Raw genomic sequence first — 785 nt, 5'->3', positions numbered from 1 at the left:
CTCCGGCACCGCCACCGTCGGCACCGAGGGCGGCCAGGAGCTGATCGACGAGCTGTCGCTGAAGTACACCGGCAAGACGTACGCCGAGTTCAACCCGCGCAGCGGGGAGGACGCGGAGCGCGTCGTGATCCGGGTGACGCCGCGCAAGGTCGTCGGCCGGCTCTGACGCCGGCCGGGCCGCCGCCCGCCCGCGTCGCCACCGTGTTCACCGCACCCCCGCCGCCCGCGCCGCACGGCGCGCCGTGACCTGGCCGAAGCGCGCCGAGTATCACGCTTCTGTGTCCGCGCGGCCCCGGGGGTCGCGGGGCACTGCCCTGTTCCGACTACCCTTGTGGCGTGACCATTCGCCTGTACGACACCAGTGCCCGGCAGACCCGTGACTTCACCCCGCTGACGCCGGGCTGTGTCTCGATCTACCTCTGTGGCGCGACCGTGCAGGCCGCACCGCACATCGGGCACATCAGGTCGGGCCTCAACTTCGACATCATGCGCCGCTGGTTCACCTACCGCGGCTACGACGTGACGTTCATCCGCAACGTCACCGACATCGACGACAAGATTCTGGTCAAGGCCGCCGAGAGCGGCGAGCCGTGGTGGTCCATCGGCTATCGCAACGAGCGCGCGTTCAACGACGCGTACGAGGCGATCGGCTGCCTGCCGCCCACCTACGAGCCGCGCGCGACCGGGCACGTCCCGGAAATGATCGAGATGATGAGCGGTCTGATCGAGCGCGGTCACGCGTACGCCGTCGACGGCAACGTCTACTTCGACGTGCGGTCCTTCCC

At 69.7% G+C, this 785-nt stretch carries 1 protein-coding gene and 1 pseudogene; both read left to right on the top strand.

The annotated features are described in order from the left end of the window. Nucleotides 1-166 (top strand): annotated as a pseudogene (locus KUM32_RS44380) (PPOX class F420-dependent oxidoreductase); the annotation flags it as partial. Nucleotides 167-336: 170 nt separating this feature from the next. After that, on the top strand, nucleotides 337-785 hold a 449-nt coding region (locus KUM32_RS37815; protein ID WP_217146353.1), incomplete at its 3' end, for a class I tRNA ligase family protein.

Source organism: Streptomyces sp. AC627_RSS907 (assembly GCF_019049165.1).
The sequence above is the reverse complement of the archived record's forward strand: the minus strand, read 5'-3'. Positions and strand labels throughout refer to the sequence as shown.